General features: G+C 61.1%; 27 protein-coding genes. 10 read left to right on the top strand and 17 right to left on the bottom strand.

Features of this window, described 5'->3' with window-relative positions; translation table 11 throughout:
- Nucleotides 1-50: 50 nt before the first annotated feature.
- Nucleotides 51-752 (bottom strand): L,D-transpeptidase, encoded by a 702-nt coding sequence (locus tag MJ639_RS04460; RefSeq protein ID WP_243368974.1) that lies wholly within the window; start codon nt 750-752, stop codon nt 51-53.
- A gap of 116 nt (nt 753-868) precedes the next feature.
- Here MJ639_RS04460 and MJ639_RS04455 point away from each other — a divergent pair, with 116 nt between their 5' ends.
- Complete coding sequence (locus MJ639_RS04455; RefSeq protein ID WP_243368973.1) at nt 869-1,318, top strand: DUF2726 domain-containing protein; 450 nt, start codon at nt 869-871, stop codon at nt 1,316-1,318.
- 62 nt (nt 1,319-1,380) lie between these two features.
- On the opposite strand, the gene MJ639_RS04450 is transcribed toward MJ639_RS04455, so the two are convergent.
- The 3 genes from MJ639_RS04450 to MJ639_RS04440 all read right to left on the bottom strand — a co-directional run bounded on the left by MJ639_RS04450 (nt 1,381) and on the right by MJ639_RS04440 (nt 2,569).
- On the bottom strand, nt 1,381-1,683 hold the full coding sequence (locus MJ639_RS04450; RefSeq protein WP_243368972.1) for a hypothetical protein: 303 nt from the start codon (nt 1,681-1,683) through the stop codon (nt 1,381-1,383).
- 235 nt (nt 1,684-1,918) lie between these two features.
- The gene (copM, locus tag MJ639_RS04445; RefSeq protein WP_243368971.1) at nt 1,919-2,296 is read right to left on the bottom strand and encodes a CopM family metallochaperone; all 378 of its coding nucleotides are present in this window, start codon (nt 2,294-2,296) and stop codon (nt 1,919-1,921) included.
- Between the two features lie 63 nt (nt 2,297-2,359).
- Nucleotides 2,360-2,569, bottom strand: coding sequence for a heavy-metal-associated domain-containing protein (locus tag MJ639_RS04440; protein WP_243368970.1), 210 nt, complete (start codon nt 2,567-2,569; stop codon nt 2,360-2,362).
- Between the two features lie 232 nt (nt 2,570-2,801).
- Here MJ639_RS04440 and MJ639_RS04435 point away from each other — a divergent pair, with 232 nt between their 5' ends.
- On the top strand, nt 2,802-3,707 hold the full coding sequence (locus MJ639_RS04435; protein ID WP_243368969.1) for an MYG1 family protein: 906 nt from the start codon (nt 2,802-2,804) through the stop codon (nt 3,705-3,707).
- A 35-nt stretch (nt 3,708-3,742) separates the two neighbouring features.
- On the top strand, nt 3,743-4,891 hold the full coding sequence (locus tag MJ639_RS04430) for an amidohydrolase (protein WP_243368968.1): 1,149 nt from the start codon (nt 3,743-3,745) through the stop codon (nt 4,889-4,891).
- Between the two features lie 24 nt (nt 4,892-4,915).
- Here the strand turns inward: MJ639_RS04430 and MJ639_RS04425 are convergent, their stop codons facing one another.
- Complete coding sequence (locus MJ639_RS04425) at nt 4,916-5,620, bottom strand: glutathione S-transferase N-terminal domain-containing protein (RefSeq protein ID WP_243368967.1); 705 nt, start codon at nt 5,618-5,620, stop codon at nt 4,916-4,918.
- Between the two features lie 88 nt (nt 5,621-5,708).
- On the opposite strand from MJ639_RS04425, the gene MJ639_RS04420 reads away from it, so the two are divergent.
- Nucleotides 5,709-6,590, top strand: a complete 882-nt coding sequence (locus MJ639_RS04420; RefSeq protein ID WP_243368966.1) for an SDR family oxidoreductase — start codon at nt 5,709-5,711, stop codon at nt 6,588-6,590.
- Nucleotides 6,591-6,617: 27 nt separating this feature from the next.
- Here the strand turns inward: MJ639_RS04420 and MJ639_RS04415 are convergent, their stop codons facing one another.
- The 3 genes from MJ639_RS04415 to MJ639_RS04405 form a co-directional block, all read right to left on the bottom strand.
- On the bottom strand, nt 6,618-7,625 hold the full coding sequence (locus tag MJ639_RS04415) for an alginate lyase family protein (protein ID WP_243368965.1): 1,008 nt from the start codon (nt 7,623-7,625) through the stop codon (nt 6,618-6,620).
- A gap of 161 nt (nt 7,626-7,786) precedes the next feature.
- Nucleotides 7,787-8,875 carry a DUF2778 domain-containing protein gene (locus MJ639_RS04410; RefSeq protein ID WP_243368964.1) on the bottom strand — a complete coding sequence of 363 codons (1,089 nt, stop codon included), beginning with the start codon at nt 8,873-8,875 and terminating at the stop codon, nt 7,787-7,789.
- A 1,200-nt stretch (nt 8,876-10,075) separates the two neighbouring features.
- On the bottom strand, nt 10,076-10,897 hold the full coding sequence (locus tag MJ639_RS04405) for an alpha/beta fold hydrolase (protein WP_243368963.1): 822 nt from the start codon (nt 10,895-10,897) through the stop codon (nt 10,076-10,078).
- Nucleotides 10,898-11,281: 384 nt separating this feature from the next.
- Here MJ639_RS04405 and MJ639_RS04400 point away from each other — a divergent pair, with 384 nt between their 5' ends.
- Nucleotides 11,282-12,214: a ring-cleaving dioxygenase gene (locus MJ639_RS04400; RefSeq protein WP_243368962.1), complete on the top strand. Its 933-nt coding sequence runs from the start codon at nt 11,282-11,284 to the stop codon at nt 12,212-12,214.
- A gap of 95 nt (nt 12,215-12,309) precedes the next feature.
- Entirely contained in the window at nt 12,310-12,930 is a 621-nt protein-coding gene (locus MJ639_RS04395; RefSeq protein WP_243368961.1) for an alpha/beta hydrolase, read from the top strand.
- On the opposite strand, the gene MJ639_RS04390 is transcribed toward MJ639_RS04395, so the two are convergent.
- The 3 genes from MJ639_RS04390 to MJ639_RS04380 all read right to left on the bottom strand — a co-directional run bounded on the left by MJ639_RS04390 (nt 12,927) and on the right by MJ639_RS04380 (nt 15,107).
- Nucleotides 12,927-13,784 carry a GNAT family N-acetyltransferase gene (locus tag MJ639_RS04390; RefSeq protein WP_243368960.1) on the bottom strand — a complete coding sequence of 286 codons (858 nt, stop codon included), beginning with the start codon at nt 13,782-13,784 and terminating at the stop codon, nt 12,927-12,929. The two genes, MJ639_RS04395 and MJ639_RS04390, sit on opposite strands and share 4 nt — an antisense overlap.
- 104 nt (nt 13,785-13,888) lie before the next feature.
- Nucleotides 13,889-14,449 carry a TIGR00645 family protein gene (locus MJ639_RS04385; RefSeq protein ID WP_243368959.1) on the bottom strand — a complete coding sequence of 187 codons (561 nt, stop codon included), beginning with the start codon at nt 14,447-14,449 and terminating at the stop codon, nt 13,889-13,891.
- 181 nt (nt 14,450-14,630) lie between these two features.
- A complete protein-coding gene (locus tag MJ639_RS04380; RefSeq protein WP_243368958.1) occupies nt 14,631-15,107 on the bottom strand; it encodes a cupin domain-containing protein in 477 nt (158 codons plus the stop codon).
- Nucleotides 15,108-15,377: 270 nt separating this feature from the next.
- Here MJ639_RS04380 and MJ639_RS04375 point away from each other — a divergent pair, with 270 nt between their 5' ends.
- Nucleotides 15,378-16,274 (top strand): DMT family transporter, encoded by an 897-nt coding sequence (locus tag MJ639_RS04375; protein ID WP_243368957.1) that lies wholly within the window; start codon nt 15,378-15,380, stop codon nt 16,272-16,274.
- 10 nt (nt 16,275-16,284) lie between these two features.
- Here the strand turns inward: MJ639_RS04375 and MJ639_RS04370 are convergent, their stop codons facing one another.
- A complete protein-coding gene (locus tag MJ639_RS04370; RefSeq protein WP_243368956.1) occupies nt 16,285-16,746 on the bottom strand; it encodes a DUF1801 domain-containing protein in 462 nt (153 codons plus the stop codon).
- Between the two features lie 61 nt (nt 16,747-16,807).
- Between MJ639_RS04370 and MJ639_RS04365 the strand changes: the two genes are divergently transcribed.
- On the top strand, nt 16,808-17,203 hold the full coding sequence (locus MJ639_RS04365; protein ID WP_243368955.1) for a DUF2845 domain-containing protein: 396 nt from the start codon (nt 16,808-16,810) through the stop codon (nt 17,201-17,203).
- A 26-nt stretch (nt 17,204-17,229) separates the two neighbouring features.
- Here the strand turns inward: MJ639_RS04365 and MJ639_RS04360 are convergent, their stop codons facing one another.
- The 4 genes from MJ639_RS04360 to MJ639_RS04345 all read right to left on the bottom strand — a co-directional run bounded on the left by MJ639_RS04360 (nt 17,230) and on the right by MJ639_RS04345 (nt 22,825).
- A complete protein-coding gene (locus MJ639_RS04360; protein WP_243368954.1) occupies nt 17,230-17,769 on the bottom strand; it encodes an NADPH-dependent FMN reductase in 540 nt (179 codons plus the stop codon).
- 24 nt (nt 17,770-17,793) lie between these two features.
- Nucleotides 17,794-18,507 (bottom strand): adenylate/guanylate cyclase domain-containing protein, encoded by a 714-nt coding sequence (locus MJ639_RS04355; RefSeq protein ID WP_243368953.1) that lies wholly within the window; start codon nt 18,505-18,507, stop codon nt 17,794-17,796.
- On the bottom strand, nt 18,508-18,996 hold the full coding sequence (locus MJ639_RS04350) for a Pycsar system effector family protein (protein WP_243368952.1): 489 nt from the start codon (nt 18,994-18,996) through the stop codon (nt 18,508-18,510).
- Between the two features lie 124 nt (nt 18,997-19,120).
- On the bottom strand, nt 19,121-22,825 hold the full coding sequence (locus tag MJ639_RS04345; RefSeq protein WP_243368951.1) for a vitamin B12-dependent ribonucleotide reductase: 3,705 nt from the start codon (nt 22,823-22,825) through the stop codon (nt 19,121-19,123).
- Nucleotides 22,826-23,531: 706 nt separating this feature from the next.
- Between MJ639_RS04345 and MJ639_RS04340 the strand changes: the two genes are divergently transcribed.
- Together MJ639_RS04340 and MJ639_RS04335 are read left to right on the top strand one after the other, a co-directional pair.
- Nucleotides 23,532-23,945: an NADH:ubiquinone oxidoreductase subunit NDUFA12 gene (locus tag MJ639_RS04340; RefSeq protein WP_243368950.1), complete on the top strand. Its 414-nt coding sequence runs from the start codon at nt 23,532-23,534 to the stop codon at nt 23,943-23,945.
- 21 nt (nt 23,946-23,966) lie between these two features.
- Nucleotides 23,967-24,188 carry a hypothetical protein gene (locus MJ639_RS04335; protein ID WP_243368949.1) on the top strand — a complete coding sequence of 74 codons (222 nt, stop codon included), beginning with the start codon at nt 23,967-23,969 and terminating at the stop codon, nt 24,186-24,188.
- Between the two features lie 252 nt (nt 24,189-24,440).
- Here MJ639_RS04335 and MJ639_RS04330 read toward each other — a convergent pair whose 3' ends face one another.
- Nucleotides 24,441-25,769, bottom strand: coding sequence for an alpha/beta hydrolase family protein (locus MJ639_RS04330; protein ID WP_243368948.1), 1,329 nt, complete (start codon nt 25,767-25,769; stop codon nt 24,441-24,443).
- Nucleotides 25,770-25,771 lie beyond the last annotated feature (2 nt).

The following is a 25,771-nucleotide window of genomic DNA, read 5'->3' as shown; positions in this document are numbered from 1 at the left end:
GCGGTCAACCATGGCAAAAATAGGCTTAATACTTCGTTCCTTCTGCTCGCTCAGACCCTGGGAGCATTCTGATGACGCTTTGAGCCCGCCGATCCGATGACGACCACCTTCGTGCCGAGTTCGGTGTGATTGTACAGGTCGATGGCATCCTGGTTGATCATGCGGATGCAACCCGACGAGACATTGGTGCCGATGGTCCAGGGCTCGAAGGTGCCATGAATGCGATAGAGCGTATCCTTGTTGCCCTGCCACAGATACATGGCGCGAGCACCGAGAGGATTACCTGGCCCGCCCGGCATGCCGGAACCGCCAGGGAGTTCGCCCATCTGCTCCATCAGTTCAGGCTGGCGGGCGAACATTTCCTTCGGCGGATACCAGTCGGGCCATTCCTGCTTGTCTTTGATCACCGCGCTGCCGGACCAGCCGAAGCCGGAACGTCCGACGCCGACCCCATAGCGGACAGCCATGCCATCACGCAGGACGAGATAGAGATAGCGGTTTGCAGGATCGACCACGATGGTGCCGGGAGCCTCACTGGTCGCATAGGGTACGACCTTGCGCAGGTAGTTATGGTTGACCTTCGATAGATCGACGCCGGGAATGGGATAGAGGTCATCGTCGATAGGCGCGTACATCGCCTGATAGGTCGAGCGCGATACCGCCTGTTGGGCAAAGCCGGAGCTGATGGGAAGGCTAGAGGTCAGGGCAACTGCCGGAAGGCCCAAGACAAAAGCGCGACGATTGAGATCCATCTTCACTCTCCCCAAAGCTTTAACCTGGCAATAAGAAGACGCAGGACCATACGGCTCGGTTTCATGAAGCCTGGCATAATAGGGCAGGAACTGCGGGGGAACTGATGCTGGAAAACATGTCGTGGACTTGGCTTGCGAGCATCGGCCTGCTCGCGGTGGCCTTGATCGTCGCGCTGCTTTGGGCGCGCCGCGTTCGCTATCGCCGCACCTCGGTCATGACAGCGAACGAGCGGGAGTTCTATCAACGTCTGCTGGCGGCCTTTCCAGATTGCGAAATCTGGCCTCAGGTTCCGATCCTAGCTCTGTTGCGGCCCGACGCCAAAGAGGGAAGCCGCACCTTTTGGGTGGCTTTCAAGCAGATATCCAACATGCGTGTTGATTGGGTAATCGCGCGGGATCTTGAGGTCATCGCGGTGATCGAACTCGACGACCGCTCCCACGATGCGAAGCGCGATGCTCGGCGTGATCAGATCCTGAAATCCTGCGGCTATCGCGTGCTGCGATTCCAATCCGGCAAGAGGCCCGATCCGCAGCAGATCTATGACGCTGTCTTTGCCGCGCGATGACGCTAGATAAAAGCCGCGCCCGAATGACCGGGCGCGGCTTTGTCTAAAAGGTATGCGGGGGATTAGCCCTCGTCCGCTTCGTCCGGATCGGTCACATCGACCAGGAACATGATGTAGGGGCCTTCCTCCTCATCATCGTCCTCGTCTTCCTCATCGTCGAAATCAGCACTCTCGAACTCCACCTTCTCTTCTTCGGTGGCCGCGCGGACATTGAGGGTAGCAAAGCCGTCCCAGATAGGGGCGCCTTCGCTTTCCAGATACTTGAGGTCTTCCTTGAAATCCTCGCTCATGAGGAGCTCGCGGGCTTCCTCCTCATCGGCATTGGTGATGGCAATCGGCTTGTCGCTGATTGTAAGCGTAAACATGTTTTATCCTTTCCATAGGCCCGCAGGGATACCCGTTTAACGCACGACCCCGCTCGTTCGACGCAAAGCTTCCGGTGCGGGCGAGCCTATAGCTGTTTACACGCTCCAGGGTCGTATTGATACGGCCAAGCTGAGGATGAGGGCTATTCGGCAAAAAGGCAATATCTACAGGAGCTTGGCAGGGGGCTGCAGAGCAGGAAGACGCTCTGTCCAAGCGGATCGTCACCCTGGTTCGCTATTGCACTCCCATTTTCTTCAGCCAGGCCTGCATCTCCGCGATTTCACGTTCCTGCTCGCGGATTACGTCGGTCGCCCATTTGCGGATCTGTTCATCCTTGGCATTTGCAAGCGCGACCTTGGCCATGTCGATGGCGCCCTGGTGATGAGGGATCATGCCGCGCACGAAGTCCACATCGGAATCGCCGCTATAGCGAATGTCCATGTCGCGATGCATCTTCGCATTGGCTTCGCGATAGGCTTTGGTCGCGGCGCTATCCGTAGCTTGCTGCGTCTGCATCGGCATGGAATGGCCACTATGGGAGCCGGCCTGTGCGAGGGCGACAGCCGGAAGAGCGGCGAGGCCTGCGGCTACGATCAGAATACGCGAGATCATTCTCATTCTCCTTGAAGAGGGGACATGTGGATGTATGGCGACACGGGAAAGGGCCTGCGGCAATCAATGGCCCGCGGAAATCGGCTGAGCCGGATAACCTGCATTCTTCAGCGCAGTGAGTATCGAGCCTTCGGTCTGACCCGAGGAAACACTAATCGTGCGCTTCTTGAGGTCACTCTCGATGTGAGTCTGCGGATCGAGCTTCTGGAGCGCCTTGCTCACGGCTCCAAGACAGCCGCCGCAAGCCATGCCGGGAATATGAAGGTAATGCATGGATAGGTCCTTCGTCAGTGATGATCCTCCTTCGCCTAGACCTTCCAACGATAGCAAGGTCAAGCAGGACAGTATTCCTATAGCCGCTTCCCAAAGCACTAACGGACGAGGAAAACGTTGATGGGTGTTGGATCGAAGCTATTCCATGACGTGGCGATAAGGTTATATGCCTTCATTCATGGTGAGTTCCCAAGGAATTGCAGATGCATTCCTGCGTTTGGTGTAAGGAAAAATGAAGGTCGTAACCCATAGCGGCACATTCCATGCAGATGATGTCTTTGCCTCCGCTGTTCTGCGTGCCGCCCTTGGAGATTTCGAGTTCATTCGCACCCGCGATACCGCTCTCATAGCCTCCGCCGACATCGTCTTCGACGTAGGCGGCGTCTACGATCCCGCCCGGAAACGCTACGACCATCATATGCGCGATCTTCCCCGTCGCGAGGATGGCACGCCTTACAGCTCGGTCGGCTTGATCTGGCGCGATTACGGGCGCGGGGCGCTGGCCCAATTCGTGCCCGGCATCGAGACGAGCGCTCTCGATGCCGTATGGCAGGATATCGATGCCGGGATCATCCTTGCCATCGACATGGCGGATAACGGTGTCTCGACGGCAAGCCCTGGCCACCTTGGTCTGTTGGTCGAAGCCTTCAATCCCACTTGGGACAGCGCACAGACCTATGACGAGGCTTTCGCAGAGGCCGTTACATTGGCGCGCGGCATTCTGGAGAGAGCAAGCCGTCAGGCCTATTCGGAAGCGAAAGCCATGGCCTCTGTTCTTGCCGCGGCTAAAGAGGCCGAGGATCGGCGCATTCTCGTGCTCGATCAGAAGCTGCCTTGGGAAAAGGCGGTATTCGATGGTGGCCTGGATGACCTTCTCTTCGTCATCTATCCGAACGAGGATCGCACCTCCTGGTATTGCCGCACCATTCCGCCTGAGCCCAATTCCTTTGGCCAGAGACTGTCTCTGCCTGAGGCTTGGCGTGGGCTGCAGGATGAAGCCTTCTCCAAGGCTGCGGGAATTCCTGACGGCGTCTTCTGCCATCCCAGCGGCTTCATCTCTGGCGCGAGGTCCCAATCCTCGGCTGTCCGTCTCGCAGAGCAGGCAATCGCTCTTGGACAGACGCTCGGCGCAGCCTAACCACCAGCAGCAATTTGAAAGTGGAGACCGCCCTCATGTTTTTGACCAATCAGGATATGGTCGAACTGACCGAGTGGCGGCGCAGCCTGCATCGCTATCCTGAGGTTTCGGGGGAAGAAGCCGAGACGGCTCTAAGAGTGCAGGCTCTGCTTGCATCCGCAGGTGCTGACCGGATCGTGACGGGGCTCGGCGGCCATGGCGTTGCCGGAATCTTCAATGGGCGGGAACCCGGGCCGACGGTAATGTTTCGTGCCGAGCTCGATGCATTGCCGATCGAGGAAATTTCCGATGTTGCGCACCGGTCGAGCATTGCGGGCAAGGCGCATCTGTGCGGGCATGACGGGCACATGGCGATCCTTGCCGCTCTTGCTCGTAGCTTGTCCCGCCAGCGTCCTCGGCGCGGGCGCGCCATTCTTCTCTTTCAGCCTGCCGAAGAGACGGGCGCAGGTGCTGCCGCCGTCGTGGCCGATCCGAAATTCCGCGAGATTGCACCGGATTTCGTTTTCGCCCTGCATAACCTGCCGGGCATGAAGTTCGGCAAGGTCGCGCTCATAGAAGGGCCCGTGAGCTGTGCATCGCGTGGAATGCGCATCGTCCTCACGGGCAAGACAGCTCATGCCTCTATGCCCGAGACCGGCGTATCGCCGGTCAATGCGGTGGCGCGGCTGATGCCGGCGCTGACAGGTCTGGGGCGCGGCGGTCCCATGGACGAAGGCTTTACTCTCGTCACCGTCACTCATGCGCGGATTGGCGAGCCAGCCTTCGGCATCGCGCCGGCTCACGGCGAGATCTGGGCGACGCTGCGCACCTTGACCGATGGGGGCATGGATGCGCTCGTGACAAAAGCCGAACTCTTGGTGCAGGAAGCTGCGCGGGAAAATGGCCTATCTGTCGACATCTCTTACAACGACGCTTTCCCTCATTGCGAAAATGCGCCCGAGGCCGTCGCGCATCTGCGCCGCGCGCTCGATGCGGAAGGTGTGCCGCATGATCGGGGCGACTTGCCCATGCGCCCCTCCGAGGATTTCGGGCATTTGGGGGCAAACGCTCCAGCCGCGATGTTCTTCCTCGGCGCGGGCGAACGCCATGCGGCCCTTCACAATCCTGATTACGACTTCCCGGACGATCTGATCGCCATCGGCTCGCGCGTGTTCATGCGAACCTTGCGGGATTTGTTGGGGTAGGTTTGAGAGCCCACCCCATACCATTCACGGACGCTTTGGAATCTCGAGCCCGCGCTGCACGGCGGGACGCGCCAGGCCGCGCTCAAGCCAGGCCGGGACGTTCTTGAGTGTGTCGTACTCCACCAGCTCCCCAGCGCCGTAGAAGCCGACGAGGTTGCGCACCCAACCCAACAGGGAGATGTCGGCGATGGTGTATTCGTCGCCCATGATCCACTGGCGGCCCTCGAGGCGCGTCTCCAGAACGCCGAGGAGGCGCTTGGATTCCGCGCGGTAGCGTTCGAGCGGCCGCTTGTCCTCGATCTCGCGGCCCGCGAATTTATGGAAGAACCCGAGTTGGCCGAACATCGGGCCCACGGCAGCCATCTGGAAGAAGACCCACTGGAGGGTTTCATAGCGACGCGCCGGCTCCTTCGGCAGGAACTGTCCGCTCTTCTCGGCGAGGTAGACGAGGATCGCCCCGGATTCGAACAGGCCGAACGGCTTTCCGCCCGGTCCGTCTGGGTCGATGATCGCCGGGATCTTGCCGTTGGGGTTGAGGGAGAGGAATTCCTCCGTCCAGGTTTCATTCGCGCCGATATTGATCGTGTGCGGCTCGTAGGGCAGGCCGATTTCCTCCAGCATGATCGACACCTTCACCCCGTTGGGCGTCGGCAGGGAGTAGAGCTGCAGCCGGTCGGGATGGGCTGCGGGCCAGCGGCGGGTGATCGGGAAAGCGGAGAGGTCTGCCATGCGATGCTCCATTGGGCTATGCCTGTGATTGAACCCAGGTCTGCCTGAACTGTTAACGGCTCGTCCGATTCAGGAAAAGAGCAGCGGCATGGCCATTGAAGATCCGACCACGAAATATCCCAAACCGCCCTTCAAATCCCAATCCCAGCCTTGGCCGGGTCTTGCGGGCCAGATGGAGCCACGCCCGGATCATGGTGAGACGAGCTACAAGGGCTCTGGCAGGCTGCAGGGTCGCAAGGCGCTGATCACAGGCGGCGATTCCGGCATGGGGCGCGCTGCGGCCATTGCCTATGCCCGCGAGGGTGCCGATGTGGCGATCAGCTATTATCCGAGCGAAGAGCCCGATGCCCGCGAGGTGATCGAGCTGATCCAGAAGGAGGGCCGCAAGGCCGTGGCCTTGCCGGGGGATATCCAGGATGAGGCCTTGTGCAACCGTATCGTCGCCGATGCGGTGCGCGAACTCGGCGGCCTCGACATTCTCGTCAACAATGCTGCGCGCCAGCAACAGCGGCAATCGCTGCTCGATATCACGTCGGAGGATTTCGACGCGACGATGAAGACGAACATCTATGCCATGTTCTGGCTCACCAAGGCGGCGCTGCCGCATCTGAAGCCGGGCTCCGTGATTATCCAAACTACGTCGGAACAGGCCTACGATCCGTCCGCCAATCTCGTCGATTACGCCATGACCAAGGCGGCGATGATGAGCTTTACCAAATCGCTCGCCAAGCAGCTCGGCCCCAAGGGCATCCGCGTTAACGGGGTTGCACCGGGCCCGATTTGGACGCCGCTGCAGGTAAGCGGCGGTGCCACGCAGGAAAAGCTGCAGCAATTCGGGGGAGACACGCCGCTGGGACGTCCCGGCCAACCGGTGGAGCTGGCCTCGATCTATGTGCAGCTGGCGGCGTCGGATGCGAGCTATGCGACGGGGCAGGTCTATGGCGCTGCCGGCGGCAGCGGCCAGCCCTGATCATGAATGTGGGAGTGAGTCTGCTGCTCACTCCTTGCCTTTGAACAGCAATGTCGTATTGCCGCCGATGCCGCTCGATGCGACGGGACGCTTAGAGGCAAGCAGCGCCTCGGCCTTCTCCGACGGAAAACGGCTCAGATAGATTTCGAGCCACGCAATGCGTGACGAGGGCACCGTGCCGTCGCCGGGATAGGCCTCCTGCTTTGCGCCTGTCGCCTTCTCAAAAAAGGATGGATCGGTGACGGAATCGACCACGCGGTTCACGAGCCGCGCGAGAGCCTTGTCGTTCTCCGCATAGAGGTCGATGCCCTGCGTGCGCGCCAGCTCTGCGATGGCGATTAGCGGCTCGGCTGCGAAGTTGTGATAATCGCGGGCGCGCTTGGCGCGCTTCATCTCGAGGGGCAGGGTGCCGTCCTTCGTGATCTGGCGGATGCCGATGCGGGCGCTGTCCGCTCCCCAATTGACGAGCTTCTTGTCGTTGGTGGCGACACCGGCGGCGATGGCGCTCAAGCCGTTCCAGTAGCGATGGTTGTTGCGGCCCGAGACGCCGTCGTTCTTGTCCATGGCGGCGGCGACCTGCTGTCCCAGCTTGTTGAGCCAGGCCTCGATACGCTTCTTCTGCTCGTCCGGCAGACCCGGCGCGTTGCGAATCTGGAGATAGGCCAGGGCGATGCCGCCCACAGCCTGTCCCTGATTGTGACTTGCCTGCCTTGAGCGCATGTCGGTGAGCGCGTTCGCCTTGGCCCAGGTATCGAGCCAGTTCAGCGCGCAGGCGGCCGCCGCCGTGTTCCTCGGGTCCGAGCGCACATAGGCGTTCGAGATGCGCACCAATGCTCTGCCATAGTCGCGTAGGGGCTCGACGGCCTCGGTGTATTCCTCTTCCGCGTCTTCATCGATGGTCGCGCGGCTGGCGTCGTCCTGGCGGTATTTGCTCTTCACGTCGAGGGTGACGAGGGGTTCGCCCGGCGTGTCGCAATCGTAGCGCGGCGTCTTCTGCAGATTGTCCGGGGCAGGGGGCGGGATAAGGTAACCCACGCCCTGGGCCCATGCGGATGGTGCCACCGACAGTGCGCATAGAACGGAGGCGGCTGTGGCGCATCTGACCAGAGCTCTGCGCATATCCCTCGCCATCCGCTTCTCCTCTCCCGCTACCGATCAGGAATTAGTCCGGGAGGGACGGGCTGCAAGGGCGGCGATCAGGTATCGCGCTCAGGAACAGCACCGCGTCCGCGATTGACCATGCGAGGCAGGAGATCCTGTTGGGTTCCGGCAATCACGACGATGCGGTTCACTTCGCCTCTCAGATAGGCCTGGAGGAAGCGATTGTAATCCTTGAAGGAGATGCAGCCGTTCGAGTCTCCTCCCGGCCCGAGCATGTAGGTATGGGTCAGGATGCCGTCGCGGCCATGGATGGCGGCGCTGCCGCCGACCGGGTTCATGCGCAGCGCCCGCACGCCGTGGAACAGCGCTTCACGTTCTGTGAGATGATAGGTGCCCGGCGGTGTCGCCCCCTGCATGCGCACATGCACGAAGCGCGGATCGTCGCGCTTGTCGCCGAGGCCGGAATGCGCCTCCAGCCGCTCGCCGTTGGGCATGATAACCACCTGAGCGCTGATATTGTAGACCGCCGTCCGGCTGCCATAGGCAGGCGTTGCATCGAAGCGGGAGCTTGGGGCGATGCTCGCAGGGGTGATGGCGGCATAGCTCATCGCATTTTCAGGCGGCGTCGCAGGTTTGATGCCGAAGAGCTTCCCGAAGAAGTTCGGATTGTTCGTTGGAGCTGCCGGTTGCGCGACGCTTGCGGTCTGGACCGGGGCTGCCGATGCGCGCGCGAGCTTCGGCGTCTCTGCTGCTTTCGCGAACCGGAATTCGGCGGGACGCGGAACGGGCAGGGGGATCGGCTGAACGACTTGCGCTACCTTCGCCTCAGGCAGCGGAGCAAGCGGCTCGGCCTGCGGCGCGGCAATTGCGAGACGTGCGGGAGCGAAAGGCTTGAAGCTCGTTGCGAGCGGCGCATTCCTGCCGAAGCTCAGAGTTTCTGCATTCATGGCGAGCGTAGGCTCGATAATTTCCCGGCTGTGCTCCTGCACAGGAGCGAGAGCCATCTGCACCGGCTTTTGCGTCTCAACCGAAGCCTCGATCATCGAGGGCGTTTCCGGAAGCTGCATCCTGGCGAAGAAGGCGACCGGGCTCATCGAAATCGCCACCAGGGTTGCCGTCAGGAAAAGACCTTTTCGGTTCTTCCGCTTCACGCGGCGGACATTGGAATAACGATAATGCGCCATGGCGAACTCTACGCAACAACTCGGATCGCGCATGGCCCGCAACATCATGAACCGGCGCGAAAGAACACTTTTACTCGCACCGATTGAACGACGGTTTGGTTAAAACATGGATAACCGAGCAACGATCAGTAGGATCAGGTTGTCAAAGAGCATGCAGGAATGGCCTCGCGAGCTTTGTGCTCCGAGGATATGAATCGAGGGAGGCGCGAGGAGGCGTCCGGCTCGTTCTAGAGTGAGTGAAGAACCAAACGGCTCCTCGCGCACGGTTCTTTTAGGCGGACACCGCGTCTTGCAACGATGGGCCTCCTAGACCGGCTTGCGAGACCGAACCAGGACCGTTCCCGGCTCCATCGATCACGACGCCTCGCGAGCGCGCCCCTCATCGAGCCAGGACAAGAAGGGTATAGCCCAGCTTAGGACCAAAGTCAAGAACAAAAGCGGAACATGACTCATAAAGCGTCATCCCGGACGGCGAAAGCCGAGCCGGGATCGCAAGCCGAATAAAGCGCTGGAATACCTCTCCCGGGCGGGAGAGGTCGACGCGCGTCAGCGTGGCGGGTGAGGGATACGCGCTATCCGGAGAGGGCTGTAACCCCTCACCCCAACCCTCTCCCTCAGGGAGAGGGAGAGCCTGTGCCCTTCTCGTCACGCGATCCCGGGTTCTGCTGCGCAGCCCCGGGATGACGACATCTCCAACCGTGCTGCATCGACACGTCGCGCGCGTTGAGCATCATCAGGCCGCGCGGCGTATGCCCGTAGCTGCGACGATCCTGCGTGCGATCAACAGGGCGACCATGTCGCCGCAGGCTACGACGCTTATTGCAGGAAAAGCGGCAGGTAGAGAAAACCGATGATGCAGCCCAGGGCGGCGACGGCTGCGTAGGTCGTTGTGCGCGAGGCTTTATCGCTATCTTGCTTCATCGTTCGCACCCCCTTGATCATCAGCAGCGAATTGCAGATTCAGTGCAAAACAATGAGCCATGTCGACACGGCGAGGGGAGCGACGATGCCGAGCAGGAAGGACATGATGTTGGCGGTCATGGGAGGCACCTCATCGCGCGTGCATCTTCGGCACGCGCATGATGGTTAATACCGCGTTAAGCGCCGCTGAGCGGTGCGGTCCCGCACGCTTCCGGGCGGGACCGTCTGCAATCCGTGACGATGAAGACCTAGCGGAAATTTCGCCGGGGCGAAGATGCTTCAGCTTCGGATGAAGTCGAGCACATCCGCATTGAACCTGTCCGCTTCCGTCTGCGCCAGCCCGTGCGGACTTCCCGCATAGACCTTGAGCTGCGCGTTCCTGACGATCTTGGCCGCTTTATCCGCTGCTGCCTTAAAGGGAACGATCTGGTCGTCGTCGCCGTGGATGAAGAGTGTCGGCTTGTCGATCTTCTTCAGGTCTTCCGTGTAGTCGACCTCGGAGAATTCGTGGATGCAGTCGTACTCGCCCTTGGCGCCGCCCATCATGCCCTGAATCCAGAAGGACATGCGCAGGCCTTCGTTCATCTTCGCGCCGGCGCGATTGAAGCCGTAGAACGGCATGGGCAGATCGAGAAAGAATTGCGAGCGATCGCCGGCGGTGTTCTTGCGGATGCCGTCGAAAACGTCCCTCGGCGTTCCCTCCGGGTTGGCGTCGGTCTTCAGCATGAGCGGCGGCACCGCGCCGACGAGCACCACCTTCGCGACGCGGCCCGTGCCGTGGCGGCCGAGATAATGCGCCACCTCGCCGCCGCCCGTGGAATGGCCGATCATGATCAGATCCTTGAGATCGAGCTTCTCGATCAGCTCCGCGAGATCGTCGGCATATTGGTCCATGTGGTTGCCGTCCCAGGTCTGGTCGGAGCGGCCATGGCTGCGCCGGTCATGGGCGATGACCCGATAGCCTTTGTCGCCGAAGAACAGCATCTGAGCGTCCCAGGCATCCGCCGTGAGCGGCCATCCATGCGAGAACAGGATGGGCTGCCCCGATCCCCAATCCTTGTAGAAGATCTTGGTGCCGTCCTTGGTCGTGATCGTGCTCATGGGTCTTCTCCTCTTGCTGAGGTCAGGGGCGCAGCCACGAACACCCGAGCGGGCGATCGCGGTCATTGCAGGTTCACTTCGGTACAATTGAGGGACGCAGGGCATTCGCGCTCGGTTGCGAGCGCTACGCCGCCGAGGAAGGGCAGGATGTCGAGAGCGGAGGGCGGGGTGAAGACACCATAAAGGGCTAGACAGCCATCGATTATGGTCGGTCTGCAGGAACCGAGAAGTCCGGATGACGCGGCCGTTGTCTATTTCCGATATGCAATGCAATTCGCCGTCATGCAGCATTTGCATTGCATTGCTGCAATCGAAATTGTGAGCCTTCCGGCTTATGTCTGATGCAACACGGGGCGGTGGTCGCCCCTTCTCGAGGACAAGACAATGCGTCAGAACGGCATTCACCATGTGACGGCAATCGCAGGTCCCGCGCAGCGCAATCTGGATTTCTACACCCGCACGCTGGGCCTGCGCCTGGTCAAGAAGACCGTCAATTTCGACGATCCCAGCACCTTCCATTTCTATTTCGGAGATGAGGCAGGCCAGCCCGGAACGATCCTGACCTTCTTCCCCTGGGAGCATGCTGCTCCGGGGCGGCTCGGGATCGGCGAGACGCAGGAAACCGTCTTCCGCGTGCCGGAAGGGTCCATCGGCTACTGGACGCATCGTCTCGTTGAGAAGGGCGTATCGCACGAGGTTCCTCAGAAGCGGTTCGGCGAAACCGTGCTGGCCTTCAAGGACCCGGACGGAATGCGTCTGGCTTTGGTGGCGGTGCCCGGCATCGAAGGCGAGCCTGCTTGGAGCGATGGCGAGGTTCCGGTCGAGCATGCGATCCGCGGCTTCCACAGTGTCAGCCTGCTGCTGGACAAAGCGGCTCCGACGGGCGCGATCCTGACGGACGTTTTCGGTTTCACCGAGATCGGCCGCGAGGAATCCGTCACCCGCTACAAGGCCGGCGATACGGCGCTTGGTGGAATCGTCGATCTGCGTGAGGCGGGCGGCTTCCTGCCCGGTCGTCCCGGTGCGGGCACGGTTCATCACATCGCCTTCCGCGCCGAAAACGACGAGGTTCAGGCGCAGATGGTCGAAAAGCTCCTGCGCAATCACGGCATCCGCGCCACGGAGCAGAAGGACCGCGACTACTTCCGGGCCGTCTACTTCCGCGAGCCGGGAGGCCTGCTTTTCGAGATCGCGACCGACGCGCCCGGTTTCGCTGTCGACGAGCCTGCCGACGCGCTGGGACAGGCGCTGAAGCTGCCGCGTTTCCTCGAGCCGAACCGCCCCGCCATCGAGGCCGTGTTGCCGAAGGTGGCCTGAGCACTTCCTCCACCCGCCCCGAACGGACTCTGTCCTCGGGGCGGGCCTTTTCCCGATCCGATCCGGAGGTGTGATTGTCCTCCAGGAGATCCGCCATGACGACCACGACTGAACTCAGCTTCATCCACCGTTTCATCCCGGCTTCCGAGCCGGGTCGCCCGCCGTTGCTGCTTCTGCATGGCACGGGCGGTAACGAGGACGATCTTCTTCCGCTCGGGCGCATGCTCTCGCCGGGCTCCGCGCAACTGTCGCCGCGCGGCAAGGTGCTGGAGGGCGGCATGCCGCGCTTCTTCCGGCGTCTTGCGGAAGGCGTTTTCGACGAGGAGGACGTGCGCCGTCGTGCTCACGAGCTCGCCGATTTCATCGTCGAGGCGCGCGATGCCTACGGCTTGCCTGCACCAGTTGCGGTGGGCTTTTCCAACGGCGCGAACATCGCTGCGGCTGTGCTTCAGCTCAGGCCGGAGGCTCTGTCCGGCGCTGCTCTGATCCGAGCCATGGTGCCATTGGCGCAGCCGCCGGCTGTCGACCTCACCGGTAAGCCTGTCCTGATCCTTTCGGGCGCATCGGATCCGATCATCCCTGCGGGCAATGCCAACAGACTGGCCTTCCTGCTGAAGGAGGCCGGTGCCGATGTTCAGCATCAGATCCTGCCGGTGGGACATGGTCTGTCGCAGGGCGACGTGAGTCTCACCAAGGCCTGGATCGATCAGCTCTAAGCGGAAAGATTGAGGTCCATCTCGAACTGGCTGATCGGCGTCTTCGTAAAGCCCATGCGGGCGATGAAGCCGGTCGCCAGTTCCTCCGGGAAATTAGCGGAGATGACGAGGTCCTGTTCGGGATGGGCCGCTGCGATGGATGCGATCATCCGGCGGCCCATCCCGCGACCGCGCGCATGGCGGGCAACGACGAGGGTGCGCAGGCTCAAGAGGTTGGGCTGGGGCGCAGGCTCGACGATGGCGAAGGCCTCGTTGCCGAGCGCCAGCCCGCGTGCCGGCGCGGTGCAGGCGGCGAGCGTCTCCGGTGCCATGAACCAAGGCAGATCGGGCGCGCCTTCCGACGCCACCGCGCGGGCGACCGTGAGAGGATCGACCTCCACGAGACTTGCACTCTCGGCGCCCTCACCCGGACCGGCGGGGCGGCGATAGCCGACGAGGCTGCGGCGGATCTTGAAGCCAAGGCTCTTGTAGAGGCGCACGGCAGGCTCGTTGGTGTCGATGACTTCGAGCATCAGGCGGCGGTCGCCGAGCTTGCGCAGATCGTCCATGACCGATTGCAGCGCCGAGCGCCCGAGGCCTTTCGAACGGAAATCCGTCACGATGCCCATGGCTCCGATGCGGGCCGTCCAGCCCCGGCGCACCACGAGCACGATCGCCACGGGACGCTCGCCTTCCACGAAGACGCGGCTGGCCTGAAGGTCGAGATTTTCCCGTCGGAAGCGCCCGTTGAAGGCCTCGCCCGACATGGTCATGGGCACGACGTAGCCCTCGAAGCACGCGGTCATGATCGCGGCGAGGTCATCCGTGGTGTAGGCCAGGGCAGGGAGGCTGACGATTCCGGCGGGGAGGGACATGAGCTTGGGCTCCAGGCTGGGCAGATGTGATTGAACGATATTCTATCACACCTGTTGCCGCCATGCCCGCGCCTGCCGCGGGCATCCACGCCTTAAATGCTCCGTCAGTGATCGTTCGTCTGGGACATCCGGTCCACATAGGCGATGCCGATGGCCGAGAGGATGAAGACCGAGTGGATCACGGTCTGCAGGATGATGCCGGTCTCGGTATAGGTGCTGGTGCCTTTGCCCACATTGCCCGCCTCGATGAAGGTGCGCAGCAGGTGGACCGAGGAGATGCCGATGATCGCCATCGCCAGCTTCACCTTGAGAATGCCGGCATTCACGTGGCCGAGCCATTCGGGCTGGTCCGGGTGGCCCTGGAGATTGAGGCGCGACACAAAAGTCTCGTAGCCGCCCACGATCACCATGACGAGCAGGTTCGAGATCATCACCACATCGATGAGCCCCAGCACCACAAGCATGATCTGCTGCTCGGTGAAATCGGCGGCATGCGAGACGAGATGCACCAGCTCCTTCAGGAACAGGAAGACATAAACGCATTGCGCGACGATGAGGCCGAGATAGAGCGGGAGCTGCAGCCAGCGCGAGCTGAAGATGAAGGCGGGCAGGGGGCGAAGGACAGCGCGTTGTGCGGCTGAGGGCTTTTCTCGGGTCTGGTCCATGGAATCGCGAAAGATCGTCTGAAAAGGGAAGGTGAGAGGCACGAACGCGGCGGTCCGTGCGCGGACGGGAGATGGCATGCCGCGTTACGGTGTACAAGGGCAGCGGGCGGAAACCCGCTGCCTCGCTCTCATAAGCCCGGACACATTCTCGTCAGAGAGCGCGACCGAGAAGCCGCTTCGTCTATTGCGACTTGCGCGGATCGTCGGCCGGATTCACGTAAGAGATGCCCCAGGGGCCTCGCGTGCTCAGCTGCACGACGGTCTCCTGGTTGATCTGCACGAAGTGCTGCGTGCCCGGCGCCATGGCGATGATGCCGCCCGCCTTGAGGGCCGTGGTCTTCGCCGCGTCGAATTGCGGACCCATGCCGATATTGAACTCGCCATCGATGATGGTGACCACCTCATCGACCGGATGGGTGTGCGGCGGGATCTTGTAATTCGCCGGCAGCTTCAGGCGCATCACGAAGATGCCGTCCTTCGCCGGATCGCCGTAGAGCACGGACATCTGCGCTCCCTTGGGCAGGGAAGGAGGACCGTCCTTCCAGGTCATGTCGGCGGCGTTGGCCATGACATGTTGTTGCTGCTGGGCGAGGGCGGGGGTGAGAGAAAGAAGAAGGGCTGAGCCGCACAGAGCGGCCTTAAAGATGAACGACTGCATTCCGACCTCCCGGAAAAAGGGTTAATCAGGCGGACGCAAACGCTGGCGGCGGGAAAGCCATTCGCCGCAACGGGAAGGCTCTGCCTCTCCGGGGCGCAAGTCAAGGAAAGCTAAGGAAAATGCCTGTCTTTCACGCCTTCGCTCTAGAGCGGAAAGCCTACTTCCGCTCAGAGCTTGCGTCCGGTACTACGCTGTTCCCTGGAGGAGCGGCATACCAGCCCCTCGCTCCCGGCATTTGCGGCGCGGCACAAGCTTCAGTTATCTCAGGTCATGGCTTTACGTGATTTCCTCCTGATGGTCTTCGTCTGCTTCGTGTGGGCAGGGCATACGGTCGTCAGCAAGCTCGTCGTGTCGGGCATGGAAATCCCGCCGCTGTTCTACGCCGCGATCCGCTTCGGCATCGTCGGCCTCGTCGCGCTGCCGTGGCTTCTGCCCGCGCCGCGTCCCACCTGGCGCATGGTGGTGGTGGGCTTTCTCATGGGCGGCGGCGGCTTCGCCCTGTTCTTCCTCGGCATCAGGACCGCGAGCCCGTCGAGCGCCGCCGTGGTGAGCCAGCTCGGCCTGCCGATCACGACGCTGCTCTCCGTGGTCATGCTGGGCGAGCGGATCCACTGGCCCCGGGGCCTCGGCATCGCGCTCACCTTCATCGGCGGCGTGCTCGTCATGTGGGACCCGAGCGGCGGGTTTCCCGTGTCGGGCGGTCTTCTCCTGATCCTGGCCTCCACCTTCACCGGCTCTCTCGCCGCCGTGATGATGAAGCAGATCAAGGGCGTGCGGCCCCTGCAGTTCCAGGCCTGGATCGGCCTCACCTCGGTGCTGCCGATGGTGCTGCTGACGTCGGGCTTCGAGACGGGCCAGCTCACTCAGGCGACGCAGGCCGGTTGGGCCTTCGTGGCGGCGTTGCTGTTCTCCGCCCTGATCGTGTCGCTCATCGCGCACACGATCTATTACGGCCTGATCGGCAAATACCCCGCCAACCTGATCGCGCCGCTCACCATCATGAACCCGCTGTTCACGGTGGCGATGGGCATCGTCATCACGGGCGATCATTTCGACATGCGCATGGCGCTGGGCACGGGCCTCGCCTTGTGCGGCGTGCTGATCATCGCGCTGCGCCGCAACCACGTGATGCCGCTCGCCACGGTGTTGTGGGGCCGCTTTCGCTGAGGGATAACGCTCACGCGCCGGGCCGCGCCGTTTCCCGTTTCGGCTTCTTCGCCGCTTTCGACATATTGAGCGCCACGGCGGCGCGGATGAGCGCCTTGAACGCCTCCTCATCGAGCGCTGCGCCCTCATGAAGATCGATGGCGCGGCGCGTGTTGCCCTCGAGGCTGGCATTGAAGAGGCGCGCCGGGTCCTCCAGCGAAGCGCCATGCATGAAGGTGAGCTTCACGGCGTTCTTATACGTCTCGCCGGTGCAGATGATCCCCGCATGCTCCCACACGGGAACGCCGCGCCATTTCACCTCCTCGACCACCTCCGCATCGGCCTGCCTGATGAGCGCCCGAACCCGCGCCAGCGTCGCGCCCCGCCAATCCTTCAGCTCCGCGATTTTCGCGTCGATCTGTTGGGAGGGCTCTGCGCTGTCTGCCGTAGAAGTGCTCTGTGCCTTCTGCATGGCTGCTGTCGCTCTCATCATAGTTATTCGCTTGAGCCAATAGATCGCGAAGCAATGAACGCGGCAATAGCAGACAGCTACAATGGTTGTAGAGTTGGTATCTTTGCAACTTCAAGGCTTTGATGTAGCGGTAAGAAAAGGGCTAAAGGGGGAAGTTATGGAGATAGTAGCGATCATTATCCTGATTGGCGTCGCTATTGCTTTGATCAAGGGTGCCTTGAATGCCCTGCGGCGCAAGGCACTTCTTGAGAAATATGGCGATGCCACAATCGTAGACAGGATCATGCAAGGAAAAATTTGGCAGGGAATGTCTCTGGAGCAACTTATTGACTCTTGGGGCACTCCAGCAGCCAAAGACCATAAAATCTATAAGACCAAGACTTCAGAGACTTACAAATATAATCCAGCCGGGAAGAACCGCTTCAGAAGCCGCGTCAAAATCGAGGATGGTTTCGTTGTAGGTTGGGAGCAAAAGTAAGCTTCGGGCTCTGAGACGAAGTGCGGTCATGAGATGAGAGTTACAGGAGGGACGCTGCATTCATCGATGCGTTCCACGAATGCGGTAAGCCCGCTCCTCATCATGTGGTGCGCATTAGCCTCGCGTAGATCGACCGTCAAACCGGCCTCGTGCACGATCCGCGCCGACATGGTGGTGAGCACTTCCACGAGCTGCGCCTGCGCATGAGAGGCGCGAGGCGCGGTGTTGACGAGCATCACCGGCTTTCCCGGAAAACTCTCGCAGCCCACGAGCCAATCGAGCGCGTTCTTGAAGGAGCCTGGAATCCCGTGGGCGTATTCGGGACAGGCGATCACCAATCCATCCGCCGCCGCCACCTGCCGCCGCAAATCCGCGACGCTGTCCGGCAGCGCGCTCATCTCCACATCGGGATTGAAATGGGGCAGAGCACCGACACCCTCATACAGCTCAACCGCGACACCCTCTGGCGCGAACTGTTGTAGCATGCGGAGGGCGGCGGTGTTGAACGAGCCCGCGCGTAGGCTGCCGGAGAGGGCGAGGAGGTGGAGAAGATTATGCTTTTGCAATTTGACCATATCTTCAAGCAGATACTAGGGTCGAAGCATCCAGTGCGTGCAGTAGACCGTGTGCTTCCCTCCTGCAAACTCAAACTCTACGGGCAGCCAGACAAAAGCATTGGCTCCCGTCGGAAATTTCATCTGATTTGATAGCTTCAGCATAACAGTCTCAGAAGTGTAAACTTCATATGGAGCTGTTCTGATATCAGAGAGTTTGGCTGCGAAACTTGGAGGCTGACCTACCCAGATTAGGTCGTTGTTGTTTCTAATTCCAGCACGAACAGCGTGAGCAATTCCGCTGTCTATTCCGATGCAATGATTAATGCTGGTAAAACCAAGCTCCTGGAGATTGAAAAGGTTTAATGCTACAGGGCTCAGCCAATTATAGATCATCCAATCAATTTTCTGCGCGCAAGCTACGGCGTCATTGGCTTGATTGGCACCAATAAATACACCCATCACTCTATCGCCATCGAAGCTCCTAATTTCCCCGCCATGTAAGCGAATGAGCTTACTCGCTAAATGCAGGTATGCTCTGATAATTTTTGCGGTTACATCCCAAGCGCAGTTTCGAGACAGTTTGCTACTGCCTGCTAGATCTGCGTATAAAAATGTTGCTTCAATTTTGACGGCCTCGCTTCTTAGGGCAAGGTCCTCTGAGTTCGGGACGACTCTCCCATCGCGCACATCAAACTTATTGAGTAAGATCTCAGCGAATTCGCTTTTTAGATCGTCTTCAAGTGCCATTCACGATGCCATTTCTTTTGCCAAATAGATTGTCGTAGTCCATGGAGCTAAAGTTAATAGCAGGCACATAAGTGCGGCTTTCAAGCAGTTGAATTTAGTCTCGAGAATAGCGGAATTGATGTGGCATTGCGCGATCAGGTCTCGCAAATAGTCTTCCTCTGACATTTGCAGAAATTGATTGTGATAATCCTTGAGAGTGAGCCGAGAAATTGTTCCAAAATATATCAGCGATTTATTTGGTGAACTAAGGCGTGGAAATTGGGCTTGGAACAGTTTAACTAGGACAAAGCTGAAGCCCCCGGCAGTCGCTATCGCGCTCGCCCAAAGTTGCCAGACCCAATCTGATGGCGGAGGCAATAAAGCAGCCGCAGCTCCTATCATCGCAGCTACAACACCAAACACTGTTGCGCTTCGCGCGTCATGTCTTCCTACCCATTCAAGTAGGCGTTGTAGGTTCTTCTCGGCTCTATCAATGTTTGAAGCTGTCAATGCTGGGCCTCTGCATGTAAGCAGGAGCCAAGCATAAGCTGTTCGACTCCGCTGAGAGCAAAGTTGTCATTCCTATTTTAAAGAAGAGGGCGGCCAAAGCCGCCCTCTTCTTTTGTTTTTCTCGCTACGAGCACCCAGTCGTGCTGCCGCACGTATCGCACTTCAAGCAGGTCCCGTTCCGCACCAGCGTGAAGTTCGCGCATTCGGGGCAGGATTCGCCCACATAGCCCTTCATCTTGGCCTCGGCGCGCTTGTCGGCGATGGACGCGGCGGCGGGAGCCGCGAAGGCGAGCTTGGACATTTCGGCTTCGCCGACGACCTGCTCCTGCGGGGCGGGGGAGGCGAGTTCGCTCTTGAGAGCGTTCGCGCCAACGGTAGCCGGACGCTGAGCGATGCCTCCGGCGCTGCCGGCGCCGCCGCCGGGGATGAGCATGAGGCGGTCCACGTTACCGCGGGTGAAGCCGCGGGAGACGATGGCCGTGGCGGGGGCGGCTTCCGGGGCCTTCGACTGGGCTTCGCCCGAGCCGATGGTGGTGGGGCCTGCTTCCGACGGGTCCACGTGGGCGAGGTCGTTGCGGCTGAGATAGGACACAGCCAGCTCGCGGAACACGTAGTCGAGGATCGAGGTCGCGGACTTGATGCGCTCGTTGCCCTGCACGAATCCTGCCGGCTCGAAGCGGGTGAAGGTGAAGGCCTCCACGTATTCTTCCAGCGGCACGCCGTATTGCAGGCCGAGCGAGATCGCGATGGCGAAGTTGTTCATCATCGCACGGAAGGCGGCGCCTTCCTTGTGCATGTCGATGAAGATCTCGCCGAGGCGGCCGTCGTCGTATTCGCCAGTACGCAGATACACTTTATGGCCACCGACGACGGCCTTCTGGGTGTAGCCCTTGCGGCGGTCGGGCATCTTCTCGCGCTCGCGCAGAGCAACGATGCGCTCGACAACCTTCTCCACGATCTTTTCGGACACGTGGGCTGCCTTGGCGGCGGCGGGCATGGCGGCGACGGCTTCGGCTGCGTCTTCCGCATCCTCGTCCTCATCGGAGATGAGGGCGGAGTTCAGCGGCTGCGAGAGCTTGGAGCCGTCGCGGTAGAGGGCGTTGGCCTTCAGCGCCAGCTGCCAGGAGAGCATGTAGGCGTTCTTGCAATCCTCGACGGTGGCGTCGTTGGGCATGTTGATGGTCTTGGAGATCGCGCCCGAGATGAAGGGCTGCGCCGCCGCCATCATGCGGATGTGGCTTTCCACCGAGAGATAACGCTTGCCGATCTTGCCGCAGGGATTGGCGCAATCGAACACCGCGTAATGCTCCACCTTCAGGTGCGGAGCGCCTTCGAGAGTCATCGCACCGCAGATGTGGATGTTCGCAGCTTCGATATCGGCCTTCGAGTAGCCCAGGAACGAGAGCAGATCGAAGGACGGATCGTTGAGCTTTTCGGCAGGCACCTTGAGCGTGCCGGTGAGGAAGTCCTCGCCGAGCGTCCAGCGGTTGAAGACGAACTTGATGTCGAAGGCGGACTTGAGGCCCTTCTCGACGGCGTCGATCTTCTCCTGCGTGAAGCCCTTCGCGCCTAGCGAGCCCGGGTTGATGGCGGGAGCCTGCTTCATGGAGCCGTGGCCGACCGCATAGGCCTCGATCTCGGCGATCTCGGATTCACGGTAGCCGAGGGCGCGCAGCGCATCCGGCACAGCCCGGTTGATGATCTTGAAGTAGCCGCCGCCGGCGAGCTTCTTGAACTTCACGAGAGCGAAGTCGGGCTCGATGCCGGTGGTGTCGCAATCCATCACGAGGCCGATCGTGCCGGTGGGCGCGATGACGGTGGCCTGCGCGTTGCGGTAGCCGTTCTTCTCGCCGAGCTCGAGGGCCTTGTCCCAGGCGGACTTGGCGTGAGCCACGAGATCCTGATCGGGGCAGGAGGCGTGATCGAGCGGAACCGGGTTGACCGAGAGGCCCTCGTAGCCGGTGGCCTCGCCGTGCGCCGCGCGGCGGTGATTGCGGATCACGCGCAGCATCGACTTGGCATTGGCCTTGTAGTTCGGGAACGCGCCCAGCTCGCCCGCCATCTCGGCGGAGGTGGCATAGGACACGCCGGTCATGATCGCGGTGAGGGCACCGCCGAGAGCACGGCCCGCGTCGCTATCGTAGGGCAGGCCCATGGTCATGAGCAGGCCGCCGATGTTCGCGTAGCCGAGGCCCAGCGTGCGGTACTCATAGGAGAGCTGCGCGATTTCCTTCGACGGGAACTGCGCCATCATCACCGAGATTTCGAGAACCACTGTCCAGAGGCGGCAGGCATGCTCGAACGACTCGGCGTCGAACTTGTGCGCGGCGCGGTCGAAGAACTGCAGCAGGTTGGCGGAGGCGAGATTGCACGCCGTGTCGTCCAGGAACATGTATTCCGAGCAGGGGTTCGACGCCCGGATGCGGCCACCGGCGGGGCTGGTGTGCCAGTCGTTCATGGTGGTGTTGAAGTGCAGGCCGGGATCAGCCGACGCCCAGGCGGCGTGGCCGATCTGCTCCCACAGGTCGCGCGCCTTGATGGTCTTGATGACCTTGCCGTCCTTGCGGGCGGTAAGCTTCCAGTCGCCGTCGTTCTCGACAGCGCGCAGGAAATCGTCCGTCACTGAGACGGAGTTGTTGGAGTTCTGGCCCGAGACCGTGAGATAGGCTTCCGAGTCCCAATCGGTGTCGTAGACGGGGAAGTCGATATCCGTGTAGCCCTGCTTCGCGAACTGGATGACGCGCTTGATGTAGTTGTCCGGGATCATGACCCGGCGCGCCATCTTGATTTCCTTCTTCAGAGCCGGGTTCTTCTCCGGATCGAAGCAGGCGTCGCCAGGAGCCTCGCAGTTCACGCAGGCCTTCATGATGGCCTTGAGGTGCTTGGAGGCGAGCTTGGAGCCGGCGACGAGCGCGGCCACCTTCTGCTCTTCCTTCACCTTCCAGTCGATATAGCTCTCGATATCCGGGTGGTCGACGTCGACCACGACCATCTTGGCCGCGCGGCGGGTGGTGCCGCCCGACTTGATCGCGCCAGCAGCGCGGTCGCCGATCTTGAGGAAGGACATGAGGCCCGAGGAACGTCCGCCGCCGGAGAGCTTCTCGCCCTCGCCACGCAGGTTCGAGAAGTTCGAGCCGGTGCCCGAGCCGTACTTGAAGAGGCGCGCCTCGCGGACCCACAGGTCCATGATGCCGCCTTCGTTCACCAGGTCGTCCTCGACGCCCTGAATGAAGCAGGCATGGGGCTGCGGATGCTCGTAGGACGACTTCGACTTCGTCAGCTTGCCGGTCTTGTAGTCCACGTAATAGTGGCCCTGGCCGGGGCCGTCGATGCCGTAGGCCCAGTGCAGGCCGGTGTTGAACCATTGCGGCGAGTTCGGCGCCACCATCTGGTTGGCGAGCATGAAGCGCAGCTCGTCATAGAAGGCCTGGGCGTCTTCCTCGGAGGAGAAGTAGCCGCCCTTCCAACCCCAATATGTCCAGCAGCCCGCAAGGCGGTCGAAGACCTGCTTGGAGGAAATCTCGGAGCCGAAGCGCTTGTCTTCCGGCAGCTTGGCGAGCTTGGCCTCGTCGGGCACGGAGCGCCACAGCCAGCTGGGAACGTCGTTCTCCTCGACCTTCTTCAGGTGAGCCGGAACGCCGGCCTTGCGGAAGTACTTCTGCGCGAGAACGTCGGAGGCAACCTGGCTCCAGGTCTCCGGCACTTCGATGTTCTCAAGCTTAAAGACGATCGAACCGTCCGGATTGCGGATCTCGCTCGTGGCGAGCCGGAAGGCGAGGGAGGAATAAGGCGACTGCCCAGACTTTGTATAACGCCGCTCGATCCGCATCTTTCATATCCTCAAGTTTGGAGACAAACGTCCCCGACGCCACAAGCTGTGCCTGTGGCTTTCAGCCCCAAAAATTTTTCGATACCCCAACGATCCGTTTTGCGGACCGCCACACGCACCACGCCCGAGTTACGGTCTCCTCCAGACGCCACAGCTCACGCGGCAAGCAACTTGCCACGGGCTCTGGAACGCTCACTCTGGGGAGTTTTCGACCCCCCTTTCGGGTCGGTCGCCGGTCTCAGATCGGAACCCCGGCAAGCTAGTCGTGATGCGAGCCCTACGTCAAGAACTTGTGCCGAACGTTTCTGTTCCAACTATATGTAGTGGGCAAGTGTTAACAATGTGGAAAAGTGGCTAAGCCTCAGAGACTCCTTTCAGAATCCGATCAGGGCCTCTCGCGGGGGCTCATTTCGAGTTTTCAAATGGCCAAACTTGACCCCTTTGGATTTGCGTTTTTGCCATGCACAAGAGACCCCGGATGATGTGTCGGCAAAGCTGTTTCCCATAGGGAAGAAGAGTGGGCAAAAAGCTTGCGCGAACGCAAGAAACGGCGTGAATCCGGGAAAAAGCGCCACAGAATCGCCCCAATGGAATCAGTGCAGAATCAGTTGCAGGTTTTGGGGCGGTAAGGCTGGACTTCCCGGCGCGCTAAAGCCATATTCCGCGCGACCTCAAGAACCCCTTCTGGAGCCTTCGGGCAGTAGCGATGAAACAGTTTCTGATTCAGTTCTTTACCTGGTGGAACGGCCAGACCCTCGGCACCCGATTCTTCACGTGGCGCAAGGGGCAGTTCGTGGGCCAGGACGAGTTGGGCAACCGCTATTACCGCTACACGCAGGCTCAGGCGATCGACTCGAATGTGGGCGCCGAGCGCCGCTGGGTCATCTATAACGGCGATGCCGATGCCTCGAAGGTGCCTCCGGGCTGGCGTGCCTGGCTCTGCCACAACGGCGACGTGGCTCCGAGCGAGGAGAACTACCAGTCGCACTCCTGGGAGAAGCCGCACCTCCCCAACATGACCGGCACGACCTTGGCGTATCGTCCGCGGGGCTCCCAGCTCTCCACGGGCCAGCGTCCCGCAGCGACGGGCGATTACGTTCCGTGGACCCCGGGCGAGTAACATCTCGCCCCGGTCGATTTCATGCTGAAGAGTCTCAAGCCCCGCGCCTGCGTCGAATGTGGCCTGCCTTACGGCCACACCGATTTCACGTATCACGCCGGGAAGATCGAGAGCGGCCCGTCCTATTGGTCGGATCGCGGCCTATTGTGCTCCGTCGCCTGCTCAACCGCACATTATGAGAAGCGCGCGGAGAAGGGCGATGCGATGAAGGAGCCCGCGCCCAATCCGTTCGAGCGCGGCTGAGTTTTTCTTGAAATCTGCCTCGCAAGGCGAGGCTTGTACGAATTGAGCATCGTGAGCGCACAGTCGAGCGCGGCCTGTCATCCAGAAAGCATTGCGCGCGCTACAACATCTTCCCTCTCCCGGGTGGGAGAGGGGTAGGGGTGAGGGACCGCCCTTTCCAGAGAGAGCACAACCCTCACCCGGAGCTGCGCTCCGACCTCTCCCGCCCGGGAGAGGTAATCGGCGCTAGACTCACAACGTTGCAGCGCGCTTCTAACTGGCTTTCGCTTTCAACCATTCCCCGATGATGCGCGCCACATCCGGGTGAGTCTCGCCCTCCTGATCGTCCCTGCGCATGCGGAAGCTCTCGGCCTGATCCTTCATGCGATAGAAGGAGTGATCCATGTCGGGAATTTCCACGTAAGTTGCGGCGCCCGGACGGACTGCGTTGATGGCGTTTACGATCTCATGATGCTCCTCGGCGCTCGTGATGAAATCGGAGCGTCCGTAGATCACGAGCGTCTCAGGCTTCAGGCGCGTCCAGAGATCGGCGTAATCGATAGCGGCGACTTGCTGCAGATACGCGTCGGAAGAGGGGATCTTCATTTCCTCGGCGCAGGCCGGACGTTTCTCCAGAATCTGCGCGCGCGGTGTCTTCTCGATGAGAAGCTGATTCATGCACCATTGCTTGAGGAGCATCTGCGCGCCGATCTTGGCGAGCGGCATGCCTTCCATTTTCAACTGACGGCGGCGGTTGATGAGTTCGTATTCGAACCAGGTGCTGCCGACGGTCTCGGCCACGGCAAGCCCGCGCACGGGGATCTTCTCCGCCACCAGCGGGCCGATGATGCCGCCCATGCTGTGGCCGACGATGAACACCTTGTCCGGATCCACATAGGACTTGGCCTTCAGATCCTTGAGACCCGCCACATAGCCCGCCACTTCCGTGTCGAGATTGGAGGTCGCGCAGGCCTCGCCCATGCTGTCGCCCATGCCGGTCTTTTCCACGCGCATGGTGGCAAAGCCCTGGCGCGTCAGGTCGGCGAGGATCTGGCGGTAGGGCGTCTTCGCGTCGAAGGGATAGTCGATGCTGTAGCAGCCGATGCCGCCCACGAAGAGAACGGCGGGACGACGCTCCGCACCCTTCGGTTTGGTGATGATGGTGCGGCGCAGGGCTCCCTCGGATTCGACCGCCTCGTAGATTGTCTCGTAATCCGGGGATGCTTCCGGCGGAAAGCCGATAAGGGAAACCTGCTGCTCGAACACCTTGCCGTCGCGCACGAGAGCAAGGCTCACGCTGTCGCCGGCGCGCTTCTTGCGAACGGCATTGATCACATCCGCGGATGAGCGGACAGGGGCCTGATCGAACTTCAGGAGGACATCCTTGGCCTGCAATCCGGCCTTCTCGGCGGTGGAGCCGGGAATCACGCGCTCGATGAGCAGGCCCTCTCCCGCAGGAATGAGGCCGCCCGTGCGCATGGCTTCCGGGACGGCTGCCATGCTGATTCCAACGAAGGCCCGCCGTGCCAGCTCGGCGCCGTTGGCCTGCAAGGGCAGGGCAAGCAAAAGGGTTGCGAGAAGCGAGCGGCGGAGCATCGTCATGG

This window comes from Microvirga solisilvae, assembly GCF_022808595.1.
Classification (GTDB): domain Bacteria; phylum Pseudomonadota; class Alphaproteobacteria; order Rhizobiales; family Beijerinckiaceae; genus Microvirga; species Microvirga solisilvae.
Note: the sequence above shows the minus strand (reverse complement) of the source record. Positions and strands in the feature narration are given on the sequence as shown.